Origin of the sequence: Duncaniella muris (assembly GCF_003024805.1) — a bacterium.
Lineage (GTDB): Bacteria > Bacteroidota > Bacteroidia > Bacteroidales > Muribaculaceae > Duncaniella > Duncaniella muris.
Map to the genome: position 1 here is coordinate 1 of NZ_PUEC01000029.1, position 17,440 is coordinate 17,440.

The window sequence follows — 17,440 nt, forward strand, 5'->3', positions numbered from 1 at the left end:
TTTTCTTTGAATTATATCCCCCTTCGGCCAAAACGGAATTCAAAGATACATATAAAATCCCCTGCTGACATTACGTCGACAGGGGTCATTTTTATATTGGGCAAAAGGGTCAGTGATATTTTGGCTTAAGGGGTCAATTCAACCTGGTCTAAGGGGTCATCCGAGCCTGGGTTTTCCAGACGTTCCATTATTTTTTGAGTTTGGTGATTTGATTTCCTATGCTTGTTATCTGTTCCTCCAAGATTCCGAGGGCGTAGCAGACCGTGCCATATACCCGGCTGTCGGCAAACTCCTTTTCGGTCTGCAAGCGAGCCTCCATAAAGTCGGCCACTCCCGCAATCTCGTCGTGTGCCTTTATCAAGGGTCGTTTGACCCCCTGTAAGGCTTCTATGTATTCCTCCTTTGTCATCATGGCTCAGTCTTCAAATTGGCTATGAAGTCTCACAGCGATGTTATACATTTCCTGCTTGGTCTCAAATTCCCAAGTGTGTGCGAGATTCTCTATCGCGTTGGTTGAGTGGCGTGTCGGGCTTCCGTGCAGAATGTCATCGGCGAGGTGTTCTACCGTGTGGCGCAGATATTCCTTTGCGTTCTCCTCGGTTGTGTCCGGGTGCGCAAGTTGTGTCAGCATATCGCGGTAGAAGTTGCGCAGGAGATGCCGCTTGTATATATCCTCGCATTTCCAGCCGAGGTAATATGTGAAGTCCTCTCCAAGAGCTTTCATGTTCACCTGTATTTTGCCATTCTCATTTTCAAGGCGGTTCGCTACTATGCGCTGCACAAGGTTTAGAGCCTTCCGTTCCGTGGTGTTGTTCGCTTCTGTTGTCATATTCCTTTCGGTTCTTTACTGTTATCTCGCCAAATTTTAGTACCTTTGGCGGCTGTTAAAATTTTAATTCGCTGCAAAGTTAAACAAGAAATCTCACCTATGCAAGAAATCTCGCAAGAAAAATCACCTATAAAGCAAAAAATCTTGCTTTATCTCGCTGAAATAGGCATGTCTGCCGCCGATTTTTACCGAAAATCGGGAGTAACGAGAGGTGTATTAGCGCAAAATAACGGAATCAGCGAAGACAACATCTCTCGCTTTTTCAAGTGTTTTCCCGAAGTCAATCCGTCGTGGTTGATTTTGGGAGTAGGGAATATGACGCTGGATCAACCCTTAAATCAAGAATCACAGGAGCAAAAGCAAGAAATCTCGCCTACGCAAGAAGCACCGCAATTCTTTTCGGAGTTGTTGGCGACAATCGAAAGGCAAGCAAAGGAGATAGGACGGTTAGAGGCTGAATTGGCCGAAACAAAAAAACACGCGGAGCGTCTTGCCGCTCTTGTAAACACAGATTCTACTGCGCATGTAGGGTGATTGGCTTCGCTCTGATACCGTTTAAGTTCATCCACCGCGACCGCTGACAGGCCGCTTTTTCATCGCTTTTATTTATTTTTCGCGGCTTTTAAGGCTTATGGCCTTTGTATTCTACACAGTTTCAGTTGGTTACAGTGCTTTATCGGCTTGGAATTACCCCGCTTTTTGTGGTATTATAGGGGGTGTTATCGCGTGAAATTGCCCGATTTTTAGCCGATTTTTGGCCGTATAGGGGTTTGAACCTATCTTAAAATGGTACTGAAAACTATGTCCAACACTATGTCCAAGCCTATGTGCAACACAAATTTTTGATGATTTTCGGTTGAAACGACGGGTACGAATATCGGTGGCAATTATCCCGGCGCATGGCGTTCAAATGGTCTTTAATCGGTAGTCAATCGCCGCTCAAATAGCCTTTAATGCGCGGCGGCATATCTATTCCTCGCCACACCACGGCCACAGCCCGCCACACGCCTATAAATGGCCGTATTTCCGCGCATTTAGCCGCGCCACGGCCTTTCTATCATCCTACGGAACAACGACCGCCACAGGCCACCGACGCGCTCCATGCAGACGAACACGCATTAAAAAAGGCCGCGCCACAAGCACGACCGCACACAATCCAATATCAATCCAACCTCCTATCCAAACAACCGCCCGGAAAATCCAAGCAAAATCCAAGCAAATGTACTTTTCGTTTTTTCGGCCATTTCACGACATCGCGCCGTAACTCACTGAAACATCGCGGCTTCTGACCTCCGACCGCTCACTCAACATTGCACGTTTCGTTTTACCGCCCATATTCCGTCCATTTGATGGATGTTTTGGTCTTGCCGCAGATGGAAATATAATTTCTTTCCTGCGCCATAGCAAATGCTGCAAGAAATAATGTAAGTATTATTGTAATAATATGTTTCATAGATTATTGTTGTCAAAGATAAAATCCACATATTTGGAAATCATAGCTTCCATTCTTTCCCATGCTTCCGGGTTACTGAAATCTATACCGTTGATTTTGTGATATTGCCTTGTGAAAAGAACGATGTAGTTGATTGCGGATATGATTATTGCAATCGACATATTGTTGTCACTGTCTCTATCCAAAAACTTATTCAGTTCCTCCTGCAGTTTATATCCGATACGTTCCCGTTCTTCAATGATTCCCTTGAAAGAGGAATGACCTGACAGTTCCCATACCAGAAGTTCTTGCATGAGTACATTATCTTTTAGATAGTTAAGTTGACACATAAACACATCCTTAACAATCTGCTTTATGTTACCGTCTTTAGCTCGTTTAATGGTGTCAATAAACTCCGAATAGGCAAACGAATAATAGTCATGACGCTTTGCCCATTCCACGAGCAAACCATCCAATCCACCGAAATAGCGATAAATCAAAACCTTATCGCATCCGGCTTGATTAGCTATGCGATTAACCCCGATTTTGGTAAAACCGTCGTTCTCTACGATATGGCTCACGGCTTCAAGAAGCCTTTTTTCTGTTTCTTTCAATTCCATCTTATATAACGTCACTAAGTGGTGACAAAATTATAAAAATAATCGGTGACAACCAAATACAAGGCTGTATAAACGCTATTTTTCAGAATGTAAAATAGTCAGAAACAGGAGAGTATCGAGCAATATACTCTTTCGGTGTGTAGCCGGAGAATAGCTTGAATTCTTTAATCATGTGGGATTAGTCGGTGTACCCACATTCGTATGACAGCTGCGCAAAACCTATTCCCTGATTATGCAGCATGACAGATAAGGTACATTGCAACCTGACTATACGCATGAAATCTTTGGGTGTCGTTCCTATGTTTTCCGAGAAGATCCGGGAGAATTGCTTTTCGCTCAGGCACGCAATATTCGAAAGAGCCCTGATATTTGTTTGAGTGGAATTGTTGATATGACGTACCACTTCCGCCAGTCGTGGCAGATGATAAGGTGTCCCAGACATCAGGCACTTATAGAAATAATCTTCAATCAACTCAATGCTGGTGTCGTGATTTGCGCTGTCCTCAGCTCTATGCGCCAGATCGCGCAAGGCTGGATTTTCAATGTCTGCAACCGCTACATTCATGTCACGTAGTAAAGTGACTGGCATATGAAAGAATATTTTTGCCGCATGAGGTTGGAATACCACCACTATCATTTCGATGTCACCGGTTGAAGTCACATCTGAATAACCGCTTTCCTGACCGCAAATAAAACTATGCGGTTGCAATTCATTCCGGTTCGTGACTTTGAGCCTTTCGCCTCGATGGAACACAAGTGATATACAGCCTGTCGGCAAAGTGCGTTGCGACACTATGCCGGAGGTACTATCCTGCAATATCCAATAATACCGTATAAACGGTTTCAGGGCAGGCGTTGGCTGTATGATTCTGAATGTCTGCATCCCGCAAAATTACAACATGATTATTTTCGATGATAGTAAAAAACGGACATTGGTGTTATATGCCTCACTCAACCGTAAATTCCTCTGAATGATAGCTGCTGTAAAAACGACCGGATACATTTGTTCCGAATCTCTCATAATTTATGTGTTATATGGTGATGTGAGCAAACTCGCGGTTTATCCAGATGGTAGCCTCATTTCCGATAAAGCGAATAAGCACATAGTTCGAATCTGCCGGGCCGGCGGGGAAATAATTGATAAAATACTCCTGCCACATCCGTTTGCGGGTTACATCATCCGTAATGATTTCGACTGTGCCGCGCAAAGCAACACTATCGCCATAAAATGAATAGGAAAGCCCGGCTTTGGGATTGAGCCTGAAATCGGCAACCTTTTCGGAGTCTGCGGCGGTCACTGCCCAAACTTCATTGCATCCTAACGAGTGAATTTTATCCAATGGCACAGGGCGAGGAAAACCCTCCGCATTGACCGATGCCAGCGTAACCTCTTTGCATTGGGAAAGAAGATGGATCGCTTTTTCAATCAAACTTCTTTCATCTTTCTCTTTCCAGCGTTTGAGTGTTGGGAAGATTTGTTGCATTTGAGCCTTTGCCTGTTGGGGCGTCAGATTCCAACCCGTTTCCTTGTTAATCTGGTCGGTAAACTGAGTGCAGAACTCTATCATCTGGCTCATGTTGAAATCTTGGAGGAAAGCACCGCCTTTGTAGCAGTAGCCACAATAGTCCTCGCTTTTACTGCCGTCTGAATTTGTGCCGATGTTACCCTCTACAAGGGGCATACCGCAGCTTTGACAAAATCTTTGTTCCATATGTTCTATCATCGTTTTCAAATAATCAGTTCACTATCCCGTCATCTTTTTTTGAATTTCTCTTTTGCGTATTCGTAGGATTCAAGGATGTAAGGTTTTAATAATTCAAATGTCGCTTCAGATGGGGTTAAAGCGCAAATCCAGCCCATCCACGCATAAACCGGATGCGGCATAATGACATCCTTTGCGGTAAATTCATACGGCATATCTACAATGCAACCTTTACATGGACGTTTGGGCAGTTCTCCGAATAAAGTGCGGAAAGTCTGTTTTCTGACTCCTATATTTATTCGCCACACATCCTTGCGGTCAAGGTGGGAAGCTCGATCATTGTCGCCATCCTTTTCTTTTATCGTCAAGATATAAACCCCACGTTTCAACACTGCATCCGGATTGTAGAAAATCCCACGCTCGCCCCAACTGTTTACTTCGACCGTCCCTTCAAGGTTGTCAAGGCAATATTTCAAAATATCATCAGGTGCAATAGCCATCTTTAATCAAAACATTTAATTAACCTGTACATCGTTTCTATATCCTTCGATGCCATCTCGAATTTTGACTTTTCAATCAGAATGTTCTGGCCGGTCATAATGTAAGAGGACATAATGCGTATTCCATTATAGAAAATCTCAGTATTACGTAACTTGTAAGTAGATATACTTGGAACGGCATTTTTCTTGGTCGCCTTCTTGCATATCATATTAAAGGCTTTCTTTGCCACATCACCCATAAGCATGATAACCTTGACGTTTGGAAACAAAGCAAGCTCTTTTTCCAGATAGGGCAGGCTATCCTCTATGCTCTCCTTTGAAACTGCATATTCGCTTTTAGGTGTCTTGACAGCATTGGTAATGTAAATTCCATGATCCAGAATATCCTGTATTGAATTTACCTCTATCCCTGCTTTTCTGAACAATGGAATTGTCGTTGACATATACGCGGAATCCTGTTTCCCGTAGAAATCCTCCTCCGGACATGACGGGACAACCTCGTTTATCATGATTGCCCGTATCGTTTCCGGCTCAATATTTACGTCATTAAGCCGTAGATTTTGGGTATCCCCACAGAGTTGTTGTAGTTCCAACTTTATATTCATGATTCTCCTGAGGTTAAACGAATTTAGCTGTTTTCAAAGTTACTTGTTTCTATTCAAGAAAACGGCAGCCAGCTCGGGGCTGTTCAGTGTCATTGCCGACGAGTCTTCGAGGTTTTCGGCGTCTTCATCGTCTGATATCGAGATGAATAGTGTGATTTCATCGGTGCGCTCTCCAAAGATTCCGGAATCTTTGACCTGCTTCATCGCCGAAATCATTGCGCTGAAGAAAAAGGCTTCTCCCGGCAACGTGTTGTGGTTTTCCCACAGCGATTTGCTGAGCTTTACCAGTTCGCTGCCATGCCCGTCGGAATATCCCCATTCGTCGGGATGCCATTTGGTTTCGTCGTCAGGCTCTTCGTCCTCACTTTCAAGGTACTCCAGGGTGTTCACTGCAAGAAACAGCGAGCAGCAATACCTGTCGGTGACCAAAGCGGCTGTGTAAATGCGCTCATCGTCTATGCGTCCAATAATTTCGCGCAGGTCAGCGGCAACCGCATCACTGATTTTTGCTGCCACGTCCTGCCAGTACGGAGCCACGGGTGTAGCCGGTTCTTCTTTTTTCCGCTCGTCGGCTTCATAGTCCGGTGAGTTGATGTAGCTGATATACTCTTTAGCTTCTTCCGAACCAAGTTTTGCAGCATCCTCAAGATATTGGTATCCCAGTTCTATATCCGTTTCGGTGCCACGACCGAAGGCATACGCCACGCCGAGTGCGGTGAGCACCTTGACGGTTATTGACTCCCATAGATTGTCGATGTCTTCCCCTGCTTCATGAAGATACTCGAATGCCACATCGTCGTCTTGAACTGTTCCCAGCCCCTCCTGATAGCATAAACCGAGGTAGGCGGCGGTCTGCGTCCGGGTGGTCTCGCTGCATTTCGGGTTTTGGTATGCCTTTTCAAACCATTCCACAGCCTTGGCGTAGTCCTGCTCCACATCACCGAAGCCTTCAAACAGATAATATCCTACCTCAAATTGTCCTGCGGGATGTCCACATTTGGCAGCCATTTCATAGAGTTGATATGCAAGGTCGATATTCTCATCCACTTCTTCACCGGCTTCGTAGATATGCCCGGCATTGTATGCGGCTTGTGGGTCGCCCCTGCGGGCAGCCTCCACATATCGCAACAGCCCACCGTATGAGTCGCCCTTCTCGGTGCGGAGATAATAACCGTAGTTGTTGCAGATTACGGGTGAAATATCCGCCAGCTTCAAGTAATATTTCTCATAAACATCTTGCGCAATCTCGCAGAGGCCGGATTTGCCTATGTCGCAGTAATTGCCCCATCCGGCACAAAGACCGCCGTCGAAACTGCGCTCGTACCACACCTTTGCTATCGGCCAGGCCCATGCGTTATAGTCGCTTTCGTCTTTGAATTGCTTGGCATAGTCTGGCTCAACACGTAGATAGTCGCCCCAATAATACACATTGCCGACCATGTAGCAACAGAAGGCGTCGCCACGCTCTGCCTGACCGAGAATCTCTTCAAACGCTTCCTTAAACGAGGCGAACGGCATTGCACGTACCACCGAAGGGGTGAGGTTTGCGCTTCGCGCAGCACAAAGAACGCCCGTGGCACTGCCCATCATCGCGCTCTTCTGCATCAGCTTCGATGCGTTTTCATCGTCAGCTTTGAAGCCTGCCTGCGGCCATACATACGACTCACCCATGAAGCAGCGGGCTATGAATGCCAGCGCATCTGCATCGCCCTTTTGCGCCTCCAGTATAAGTATTGAGTATCCCCGGCGTATTTCATCGCGGTCAAAACTTGACCAAATCAGCTTGACTGCCGTTTTCACCTGCCTGCTGTATTTACCTTTCATCTTTCTCTTCGTCTAAAAATCTGAATACCAGTCTTCCAAAATAATCGTTTACGTCAAACTCCTCCCAACAGCTCAGAGGATCGGGCAATCTCTCGCCATCAATCAGACTCCACAGCCAGTTCCGCAAGAGACCGACATCAAAAATAACACCTCTGTAACCAATAGGCACCGGCTCCGACCACCTTACATATTCAACTTTATATCCGGTGGTCGGAGCAGTATCATTGTCACGCCTGCTGATGTTGATATACCCGCCGTCGCCTTTAGTGAAATCATAAAGCATCCATAGCGATTTGCCCTCTATGATATCTTCCAAAGCACAGAACACATCCGCCATATCAAAGTATCGGAAATCCTCGCCGTCAACACATAGTTTCGTCTCTGCCTCTTCTTGCTCGGAATGGATTTTCTGGCAGTGCCAGCCGGTCATATCAGGGAGCGATGCGGTGCGGAAGAAGTCACACATGATATCGGCGGCCATGTCGCAATCAACGTCCGACCGCCACATTCGCAGCATATATCCGTTGACCATAAAACATACCGCTATACTGCTATCTTTAAAGTAATCAATTGAGTATGCCTTTGCATCGCTGACTAACACCACCGGCACGCATTTTTCAAGGTATACACATCCGTTATCCTCAATGTCATCTATAGCATCAAGGATCTTTTCCTCGGTCACGTTTGATGTGCGTATATCCCCGTTCTTTGTGCCCAGCACATATTGTGGTTTGCGGGCTTTAAGTCCGGAAAAGATGTCTCGTGTATCGTTGCTCATTTTCAATTAACGGTTTTTATGTTCAGCGGTCAGTTTGCCGCTCTCGATTGATATGTAGGGCATAAATTAGTTCTTGTCGTGATATTTTCAGTTCTTCCAAATCAATTCTTCGGAAACGAACATTGTCGGAGTAAACTCCACAATCCGGTAGTCGGCAATTCCGTTGATGTTGAACGGATCTTGAGCGATGATGGAGTCTACCAACGCGCGATTGTCAGACTTTATCATTATCACACCGCCAACGCGGGGAGTCTGCGGACCGGATGCGATGAAATCGCCAGCCGCATAGTGCTCGGCAAGATAGTCACGATGTGCCTGAAGGAAACGGTCGACTTCTTCAAGCGGTTTTTTATATGTCAGAATTGCAATAAACATGGCTGTCCGGTTTTTCCAGCGTTTGAGTTGTGGAAAGAATTGACGCATCATGTCTTTTGCCTGTTCCTGTGTCAAGGTCTGTCCTGACTCCTTGTTTATCTCGTCGGTAAACTGAGCGCAATGTTCAATCATCTGCTCCATAGTGAAGTCTTGTGTGAATCTGCCATCCTTATAGCAGTAGATACAGTAATCCTCGTTGCGACTGCCATCAGCATTAGTACCTTTGTTGTCTGTAGTCAGCGGCATTCCGCAGCTTTGACAAAATTTATGTTCCATATTCTTGTCTTATTTTTGTTTAATCAAACCTTCCAAGACAATCTTAGAGACCTCAGTAATGATGGCTGAGGTCGTTGCTATGTCGTAATTGGAATCAGCAACAAACACGGCAACAGAATATCTTGTACCATTAGGCAAATTCACATATCCACAATCATTTACTGCGGATATGCGACCTTCGGGTGTCGGAAATCCTGTACCTGTCTTATGTCCTATCAGGGCATTAGTAGGCAAAAGGGGGAAAGCAAGCCTGTCAAGCCCCGTGCGACACTGTTCAAGCATGACGGATATTTCAGAATATAACTGTGATGCGTTTCTCAGTTCGTGGTAAAACCTATCAAATAGCTGCGCCATTGCCAAAGGTGTGGTACGGTTAAGATAGCTTAGGTATGGATCACGGTGCATATCTTCTTCCGAGGCTCCGATTACAATCTCATCAGAGATACCCATTTGCCTCATTATTGATGTTACTCCCGATGTTCCACCGACGCGATGCAGGAGTATGTCTGCCGCATTGTTGTCACTCTCAACCAAAGACCATTCAAGCAGTTCTCTTACAGTCATGGCATTTAGGCTCTTACCATACTTTTTGAGCATCGGGCTATAGGTATCCTCTTTCATAGCCTTCTCGCTGAATGTTACGGTATCGTTCAGGGACATACCGTTAGTATTTATCCAGTGCGCTACCGTCAGAGCCAGCGGAAATTTGACTACGCTCATCATAGGGAAGTCCCGATTGCCGTTGACAGATACGGTGTCTTTGCCATTGATAATGACCGCGACACCTATACGGGCATCTTTCCCTTTGATATACTCGTGCAAAGCATTCTCTATCGCCTTGTTTCCACCAGCGAAAGCAGGCGATATAAAAGACAAATATATAATTATAAACAGTAACTTTCTCATTTTGAATACAGTTTTGTCCCTCATATAAAATGACAGTCTAATGAACCTAAATCCCCGTCTTGAATAGCTTTGATTGAATTACGAATTATATCTGCGTCCCAGTTCCACCATTGGAGTTCTTGCAATCGGGCTATAATATCTGTAGAGAATCGTTTTCGTATTTCCTTTGCAGGAACACCGCCAACAATCGAGTATGGCTCGACATCCTTTGTGACAACAGCTCGTGTGCCAATTATAGCACCATCACCGATGGTCACCCCAGCCATTATTATAGCGTCATATCCAATCCACACATCATTGCCAATTACAATATCGCCCTTGTTATCCCAAGCAGAAACAACATCAGATTTCGGTAAGTCCCATTCCTCAAAGAAAAGCGGGAACGTGTATGTAGAAAGCGATTTCAGGGTATGGTTGGCGCAATTGAATATAAACTTTGCTCCGCAGGCTATTGAGCAAAACTTTCCGATAATCAAACGATCATGATTTATAGGATAATGATACAGCACGTTATTCTTCTCAAAGTCACGAGGGTCATTCACAAAATCATTGTAAATGGTAAAATCTCCGACTTCAATATTCTGGTGCGTTATGACTGATTTAAGATAGACAGTCTGATTATCACCAGAACGAGGATATATCTCTGTTTGGTTCATATCTAAAACTATTTGAGCCGTTCTATTTCATTTATATTCAATATGTGCAAATAATGATAAATATTGCCATCTTCCTGCGCATCACCATTAATGCCAATAACGCTCTTGACTTCCATATAATAATCAGTTCTATTCTTGGCGATTGCCTTCTATCACCTGATTTATCAACTCCCGGACTTCATCGTCTGACATTTTCCTATCTCTTACAAGAGTGCTTATCACTCCACGAATGGAATTGTTGAAATATCGCTGAACGACATTTTTCAGATTGTTACCACAATACTCCTCTCTTTCTATAAGGGGATAGTAGATGAATCCGTTGTTTCCTGCCGGCTTGTGCCCTTATCAACAAGAAACTTCACGAATGTAGATATGGCGGTTCTGCTTGGACGAGGTTCGGGATAAGTGGCAATAATCTCCTTAACGGTAGCTTCGCCCTTCTCCCAAAACTTATTCATCACTTCTTCTTCACGCTTGGTAAGTTGTTCCATCATCTTCAACTTAAGATTTATAGTGCAAAGTTAGTCTAAATTCGTTAGACCGCAAAGATTTATATGCTTAAATTACTACTGGTGCGATAAAAATCGCGTTAGTTTAAAAATCATCAAATAAAGAGAGTTCTTTGACATTTTGGTCTGAATTGGTTGATGGGTCTTGTTTGGTCATAAGCCATCGCAGGTCGACACGCTCCAAGGCAGAGATTCTGATCAAGGTCGCCACCTCGGTAATAGAATAGCAGCTGTTATAATTGGCTTTTATTCTTGCTACCGTCAGATAGGCTATGATGGCAGTCCAAATGTGGACTTTAACGGCATTTTCGGAGAATCCCCAAAGATTCTTGACGACGATGTTCTGCTTAATCCACTTGAAGAAAACCTCTATATCCCAACGGTGACGATAAAGATTGGCGATTTCCAATGCGCTGACTTCAAAGTTATTGGATATGAAATCAACAATGGCATCATTGTCCGGGTCATATACTCATACGAATCTCATATCCTCAGGATAGAGCTTGCAGGACTTGTATCCGGTGACACGAATCCGAGAGTCTTCTATGATACTTGGGGTCGTATCGGGGATAGCCAACTGCTCGATGGTTGTGAACTTCATGTTCTCTTTTGGGCGTAACACCCCGAATGCCTGCGACTGATGGAATCTGAACAGTGCCTTGAAGTCAACATACGCCTTGTCCATTACATAAAAAGCGAATGGTTCCGGTGTGAGCATGTCGAGTTCGTTACTGTCATGCCATTTACCATCAGTGATATGGATGTTGGTGGGTATACTTCCTCGTAAATCAAGCAAAGTATGCATTTTAACTGCGCCCTTGCTGTATTTGCCCAACGCCCACGCTGCGAGTTTTATGCTTGTGGATATGGTCGTGGAGTCCAACGCATAAATTACGTTGTCTATGGTTATATCGGAGAGTTGAACCTTTGAATACATTGGTCTAACCAATCCGATAAGATAAAACCCAAGGCCCTCAAAAATACGATAATCCCTGCTTTCGTTTGCGCGAGACAATGATGTATGGTTCACTATGTTGCGAAAACCGAGGCGATATAGAATTTTTGAGTGAGCTTCCAAGCATAGACAAATGTCTCTAAGTGAATCACACCCTGTCAATTGACCAAAGAGCAGATGAAGGAGGTGGTTGTAACTGGTGAGATTCTTTACATGCCAATCGCCTTTATATTGCTTTACCAGCTTATCGAACCAGTAGCGCGGTATAAACTCTATGACTTGGGAGAACACGAACTTTCCTTGATTCATAATCTTGATGCTTCTGAACAACAAGACTAATAAACCAAATTCAAATCAAAGAATCAATGTACTCTTGTATTTGACTAAATACTAATATATTAATCACAGTTGTTGGATTTTTATCGCACCACTACTAATTATGAACGAAGGGACGGTGCTCTGGAAGGTCGTTTTCAGAAAAGAATTACAGCAACGCTGGGTGCTGTAATTCTTCTTTGCCGGTTTACTCCGTAAAGATAGCGTCTCTCGGTCTGGCTTATGAGCAGCTTTGCGAGCTGTTCCGACTGTGATTCGCTCAGGAGTCTGCATTGGGTCTCTTTTTTAGGTTTTACAGGCATTGGTTCTTATCATTTTGTTCTGATTGTGGTCTTGAACTCATAGACCGCCGCATCGTCCTTCATGGTGGGATCGTGTACCGTGGCGGTTGTCAGTTCGGGATAGGTGTTGGAATAGAATCCCATCACCATTTCGGGACTGTCAGAGGGATTGGGGTCGTCGAGCGTGATTGTGGCTGTCCCTTTCTTGAAAATGAACACGCGTTTGATTCCTGTGATTTCGAGTGCCATAGTCTTACATCATTTGGGGTTGTGCATAATTTCTTTGTAACATTGATGCCGGGAAGTCGGGATATTCCGCATATTCCTCCGGCCGGTAAGGAGGTGCGTCGTCCAGATCAGCCATTCTAGGTGCATGAGCCGCCATGTCGTGATCGAACGGCATCGGCTGTTGTGAGTACCGTGGCTGACCGTTGGGAGGATACGCGGCGTTCTGCCCCTCGTTTGGCGGCATCATTCCGCCATTTGAATGTGCATATTGAGGATAGCCACCTTTGGGATGTGCCTGTTGCGGATATCCGTACTGGCCACTATATACCTGTCCGGGGTTGCCGTATGGCTGTTGAGCGGGGTGTGCAGCTTGCGCCGGCATTTCCTGCTGTGGCATGGCGGACTGATGTTGTGGTGCAGCTTGCTGTTGAACGGTCGGTTGTTGAACCGGTTTAACAGGTTCCGGCATTGGCTGAGGCTGTACCTGCGCCGTCGCGGGCTGTTGTGTCGGTTGCTGGACTTGGGACTGCTGCGGTTGAGTCTGCTCTGGTTCCTCCATCATTGCGAAGAGGTCGCCTTGTTCCGACAGTTTCTTCTGCTCGTCAAGCCGTTCGTCTATTGTCTTCAGGTCGCCGGCTTTGGCGTACTTGCGTGCCTCGGTAAGCGCGTCCACGGCCTCCTTGTGTCTCTTGGCGGCGATATGCTCCTCTGCCTTCTTGAGATTCTTCTCATACTTCTCGCGCTTTTCCCTGTCCTCTTTGGATTCTTTCGCCTTGACTTGATTCCGGGTCTTTCAATCCGGACGATTCTTTTTTTCGGCACCGGAATTGTCACCGCCGGTTGTGCCGCTGTCATGACAGCCTGTCTCATAGTCATTTCTTTTTTATTGCTGTCCGATAAAACTAAAAGGACTGACTCCTGCAATAGGTGCCAGTCCTAATTTTGTTTTACCTCAAAAAGTTTTATCGGACAGCAATATTTCTATTACTATGACCTTTTGCACATTATAGTAAGTATTGAACTAAATTCAAAGGTCTTATGAAACTATGATGGAAAGGAGGTAAGCAATGAAACATATACTTTTGATAATTACAGCCATATTGATCTTGAGTGTCTCGTGCAGGGGCAAAGGATCTGCGTCAGCATCAAGTGATAGCCGTCATGACTCGATTGTCGCGATAGATGGCAACAGGTCTTTTGAGTTACTAAAGAAGCTCGGCATAGAATATGAATCGCTTATCGTGAAGGATGATTCTTTGCCGGCCCCATCTGACCGTGATTTTCTCCTTACCACATCTGAGCAGTGTTCATTTCTCAGAATTGCCTGAATTTATGAGATTTGCTTTATCCATGACCGGGCGATGAGCGGGGCGTCTGCGGCGGGAGAGTATTATGTAGATGGCGCTGAATATGCCTGACGCTATGAGCATGGCTGTCTGGAAACTCCAGCAGACCAGTGAATAGGCTGCACCGTCGCTCTCGCTGATACCGAAAAGGCTGAGCGCGAACATGACGGCGATGTTCCACGGACCAAGTCCGCCGTTTGAGGGGACTCCCATGCTGCATGATCCGAATACAAACACCACCAGCCCCGGAATCAACCCCCAGCAATAGCCCTGGCCGCTTATGAGCTGACGTGTGAAGGGGAAGGCAAAGAAACAAAGATAGGTGTCGAGGAAATAGCAGATCCATATGCCGAACGTGAGCACTATGTAGAGGCCGGTCCCTTTCATGTGGAACAGGACCACGAATCCGTTCCAGATTCTGCGGAGACTCCGGTTGACACCTTTGACAAAGGCCGTCCGGCGGAAGAAATAGTCTCCGGCTACCAGAAGCGCGACCACTACGGCAATCCAGATCCACAACCCGCCGCTGGTGGTGATGCGGTCAATGGCCTCACCGAGCGGATAACGGTCGAAAAAACGGTCCATATAGGGTCTGGCCACAAAAAGGGCGATAAACACCAGCAGCAGAATCATTATTCCGTCAGAAGCCCTGTCGCCGATGTCGGTGCCCACAACGGTTGACAGTTTGCATTGCTCGCGGCGGGAGATGTAGACACACCTCCAGGCCTCTCCGAGATACGGGAAAAGCAGATTCAGAGCATATGCCCCGAAGATCGAGACACTTTCGGCCAGGACTGGTATGCGGGGAATGCCTGCGGCGCGGAGCTGTATGCCCCATCGGATGCCTCTGATCACGTGTGACAGGACTGTCAGAACCATCATGGCAACAAGATAACGATAGTCCACTCCGCTGCTCATGATTTCACCTATCTGACGGATATCGACTTTGTGGAAGAGCCAGACTACCATTCCTGCCGACACCGCTACGGGCAGCAGATATTTCATTACGCGCGCTATGACAGCCACCAGTCTGTGAGCTGATCCCTCTGACATTTTTTGTTGCATCATTGAATTTCCGGTTCGTATTCTCTCCGAGGCTGTTCGGGAACAACCTGTTATCTCTTACAACAAGTGAAAACGCATAATTGCTCACAATAAAAATCCACCCGTCCTGCCGGAGCGGTCCGGCGGGACGGGAGGATTTTATTCTAAGTGCTATTTATCAATAGCGGCGGCGCTTCTGCTCGTAGACGAGAGTGAGCGAGGGAAGATCGCAGACTTCAGAGGGACCGAAGTACTGGATCGGGCCAGGATAAGTGTAGCAGGTGTTATATTTCCAAGTGTTGCGTTCCTTGGCGAATTTCAGGAAGGGCGCACCGTCGAGTTCAACGAGAGCCTTGCGGATCACAGGCTTCATTTCGCCGTGACGGCGTTCCATGTTCATCATCATGGTGATGGGGATACCGCCTGCAATCCAGTTGACGGGAGCGAAGGTGAGATTGCGGAGGCTTGACATGTAGCCGGTCTTGCCCGCTGCGATCAGGCAGGCTGCGGTGTAGCCGAGCGCATAGCAATAGTTTGCATCGAAGTTAGAGGGATCGGCGCAGCGGCCTTCATAGCCGAAGAAGTGGTGCATTGTGGCATACTTGCCATTGTATTTCCCTTCGGCAGCGAGCTGTTCGAGACGCTTGCCAACCATTTCCGAGAGGAGCTTTTCAGTCTCGATAAGAGAAACCTGCACGTTGCCGTGGGGGTCGCGGTCGAGAGTGAGCTGACGGGCCACGCCTGCAGGGAGCGACTCGTAGGTCTTGGCATTTGCTTCGCTGAGCTGACCGAGCACCCATTCGCGCTGCTTTTCAGGATCAATTGCAGCGAATTCCTCAGCCTTGACAGCGAGAAGGTCGTTGAGTTCGGAGATGAGGGCCTTGACAGCGGGGATGAATTCGATTAGGCCTTCGGGGATGAGGACCACACCGTAGTTGTTGCCGTCTTTTGCACGTGCCACTACCGCATCGGCGATGTCATCCACAACCTGATCGAGTGTTAGATTCTTTGTCTCGACTTCCTCAGAGATGATGCAGACGTTGGGCTGGCACTGGAGAGCGCATTCGAGGGCGATGTGAGAAGCCGAACGGCCCATGAGTTTGATGAAGTGCCAGTATTTTTTGGCAGAGTTACAGTCGCGCTGGATGTTGCCGATCACTTCGGAATACACCTTGGTGGCGGTGTCGAAGCCGAACGAGGTTTCGATGACGTTGTTCTTGAGGTCGCCGTCGATGGTCTTGGGCACACCGATCACCTGCACACCGGCACCGATGGCCTTGTAGTATTCGGCGAGGATGGCGGCGTTTGTGTTCGAGTCGTCACCGCCGATTATAACGAGCGCTTTGATGTCGAGTTCCTTGAGGATTTCAAGGCCCTTGTCGAACTGCTCTTTGGTTTCGAGCTTTGTACGGCCTGAACCGATGATGTCGAAGCCGCCGGTGTTGCGGTATTCGTCAATGATTTCGGCAGTGAGTTCTTTATATTTGTGGTCAACGAGACCGCCGGGGCCCATGAGGAAACCGTAGAGACGGCTCTTTTTATTGAGGTTCTTGATACCGTCGAAGAGACCGCTGATGACGTTGTGTCCGCCGGGGGCCTGGCCTCCTGAAAGGATCACACCTACATTGATAGGCTCTACTGACTCCTCTGCCGGAACTTTTTCGAAACGGATTTCGGGGAGACCGTAGGTGTTGGGGAAAAGATTTTTGATGTCTTCCTGATTGTCGGCCGACTGGGTAGCCTCACCTTCAACCACTTTCACACCACCGGTAAGCACGATGGGGAGTTGGGGCTTGTAAGCCGCACGGGCTTGCTGCAAAGCGCTTTTTTTCATCTTTTTTCTTTATAAAGGGTTATTTCTATTTTGACATTGCACCTAAAACGAGGAAAGAATGCTTGATCTGCACATTAAGAGGTTGGTTAGCTTTTACTTTGGCAAAGGTCGCAAATATTTTGGAAAAAATCAAGCGATTTTGCCCTGAGTGTTATAGCCATTTCCCAGGCGTGATCTTACTGCGTTAAAATCTGCAAAATATTGTAAAAGTGCACACATTCCGCTGCATTGTGCTAATAGCTGTTTTACAGATAAATACACCCTAAAAACCCACTAACCAATTTAACATTTACAATATCAACTCCCCCCTGCATATGAAAAATCGGTCAACAATTTGTCATATTTGGCTCACCTCAATTGTTACAATATGTTAATTATTGTATTTTTACTGCGCTTTACCCCC

At 46.3% G+C, this 17,440-nt stretch carries 15 protein-coding genes and 4 pseudogenes; 1 reads left to right on the top strand and 18 read right to left on the bottom strand.

From position 1 onward, the window contains the following. Positions 1 to 187 precede the first annotated feature (187 nt). A complete protein-coding gene (locus tag C5O23_RS11230; RefSeq protein WP_107033039.1) occupies positions 188 to 412 on the bottom strand; it encodes a hypothetical protein in 225 nt (74 codons plus the stop codon). A gap of 3 nt (positions 413 to 415) precedes the next feature. Further along, the gene (locus C5O23_RS11235; RefSeq protein WP_107033040.1) at positions 416 to 829 is read right to left on the bottom strand and encodes a hypothetical protein; all 414 of its coding nucleotides are present in this window, start codon (positions 827 to 829) and stop codon (positions 416 to 418) included. 45 nt (positions 830 to 874) lie between these two features. Here C5O23_RS11235 and C5O23_RS11240 point away from each other — a divergent pair, with 45 nt between their 5' ends. Continuing rightward, a complete protein-coding gene (locus C5O23_RS11240; protein ID WP_133166555.1) occupies positions 875 to 1,363 on the top strand; it encodes a transcriptional regulator in 489 nt (162 codons plus the stop codon). Between the two features lie 915 nt (positions 1,364 to 2,278). On the opposite strand, the gene C5O23_RS11245 is transcribed toward C5O23_RS11240, so the two are convergent. From C5O23_RS11245 to C5O23_RS11335, 16 genes and pseudogenes are all read right to left on the bottom strand, one after another. Beyond that, entirely contained in the window at positions 2,279 to 2,881 is a 603-nt protein-coding gene (locus C5O23_RS11245) for a TetR/AcrR family transcriptional regulator (RefSeq protein ID WP_107033042.1), read from the bottom strand. Between the two features lie 82 nt (positions 2,882 to 2,963). Beyond that, positions 2,964 to 3,764 (bottom strand): annotated as a pseudogene (locus C5O23_RS11250) (AraC family transcriptional regulator). Between the two features lie 148 nt (positions 3,765 to 3,912). Then, positions 3,913 to 4,593, bottom strand: coding sequence for a zinc ribbon domain-containing protein (locus C5O23_RS11255; protein ID WP_107033075.1), 681 nt, complete (start codon positions 4,591 to 4,593; stop codon positions 3,913 to 3,915). Between the two features lie 41 nt (positions 4,594 to 4,634). After that, positions 4,635 to 5,084 (bottom strand): DUF6194 family protein, encoded by a 450-nt coding sequence (locus C5O23_RS11260; protein ID WP_240597814.1) that lies wholly within the window; start codon positions 5,082 to 5,084, stop codon positions 4,635 to 4,637. A gap of 2 nt (positions 5,085 to 5,086) precedes the next feature. Then, positions 5,087 to 5,689: a uracil-DNA glycosylase family protein gene (locus C5O23_RS11265; protein WP_107033043.1), complete on the bottom strand. Its 603-nt coding sequence runs from the start codon at positions 5,687 to 5,689 to the stop codon at positions 5,087 to 5,089. Positions 5,690 to 5,728: 39 nt separating this feature from the next. Next, positions 5,729 to 7,513, bottom strand: coding sequence for a DUF4303 domain-containing protein (locus C5O23_RS11270; protein ID WP_107033044.1), 1,785 nt, complete (start codon positions 7,511 to 7,513; stop codon positions 5,729 to 5,731). Next, complete coding sequence (locus tag C5O23_RS11275) at positions 7,503 to 8,291, bottom strand: hypothetical protein (RefSeq protein ID WP_107033045.1); 789 nt, start codon at positions 8,289 to 8,291, stop codon at positions 7,503 to 7,505. The genes C5O23_RS11270 and C5O23_RS11275 overlap by 11 nt, the downstream gene beginning before the upstream one ends. Before the next feature lie 87 nt (positions 8,292 to 8,378). Beyond that, on the bottom strand, positions 8,379 to 8,942 hold the full coding sequence (locus tag C5O23_RS14680; protein WP_370291694.1) for a zinc ribbon domain-containing protein: 564 nt from the start codon (positions 8,940 to 8,942) through the stop codon (positions 8,379 to 8,381). Between the two features lie 9 nt (positions 8,943 to 8,951). Continuing rightward, a complete protein-coding gene (bla, locus tag C5O23_RS11290) occupies positions 8,952 to 9,848 on the bottom strand; it encodes a class A beta-lactamase (RefSeq protein WP_107033077.1) in 897 nt (298 codons plus the stop codon). Between the two features lie 20 nt (positions 9,849 to 9,868). Continuing rightward, entirely contained in the window at positions 9,869 to 10,504 is a 636-nt protein-coding gene (locus tag C5O23_RS11295; protein ID WP_065539640.1) for a CatB-related O-acetyltransferase, read from the bottom strand. A 129-nt stretch (positions 10,505 to 10,633) separates the two neighbouring features. Further along, positions 10,634 to 10,998, bottom strand: a pseudogene (locus C5O23_RS11300) (BlaI/MecI/CopY family transcriptional regulator). A 100-nt stretch (positions 10,999 to 11,098) separates the two neighbouring features. After that, a pseudogene (locus C5O23_RS11305) lies at positions 11,099 to 12,277 on the bottom strand (IS4 family transposase). A 338-nt stretch (positions 12,278 to 12,615) separates the two neighbouring features. Further along, complete coding sequence (locus C5O23_RS11315) at positions 12,616 to 12,834, bottom strand: PRTRC system protein C (RefSeq protein ID WP_107033047.1); 219 nt, start codon at positions 12,832 to 12,834, stop codon at positions 12,616 to 12,618. A gap of 4 nt (positions 12,835 to 12,838) precedes the next feature. Then, positions 12,839 to 13,540, bottom strand: a pseudogene (locus C5O23_RS11320) (PRTRC system protein E); the annotation flags it as partial. A gap of 580 nt (positions 13,541 to 14,120) precedes the next feature. Next, entirely contained in the window at positions 14,121 to 15,212 is a 1,092-nt protein-coding gene (locus tag C5O23_RS11330; protein WP_161553603.1) for a lysylphosphatidylglycerol synthase transmembrane domain-containing protein, read from the bottom strand. Positions 15,213 to 15,381: 169 nt separating this feature from the next. After that, positions 15,382 to 17,037 (bottom strand): diphosphate--fructose-6-phosphate 1-phosphotransferase, encoded by a 1,656-nt coding sequence (locus C5O23_RS11335; protein WP_107033050.1) that lies wholly within the window; start codon positions 17,035 to 17,037, stop codon positions 15,382 to 15,384. Positions 17,038 to 17,440: the final 403 nt, after the last annotated feature.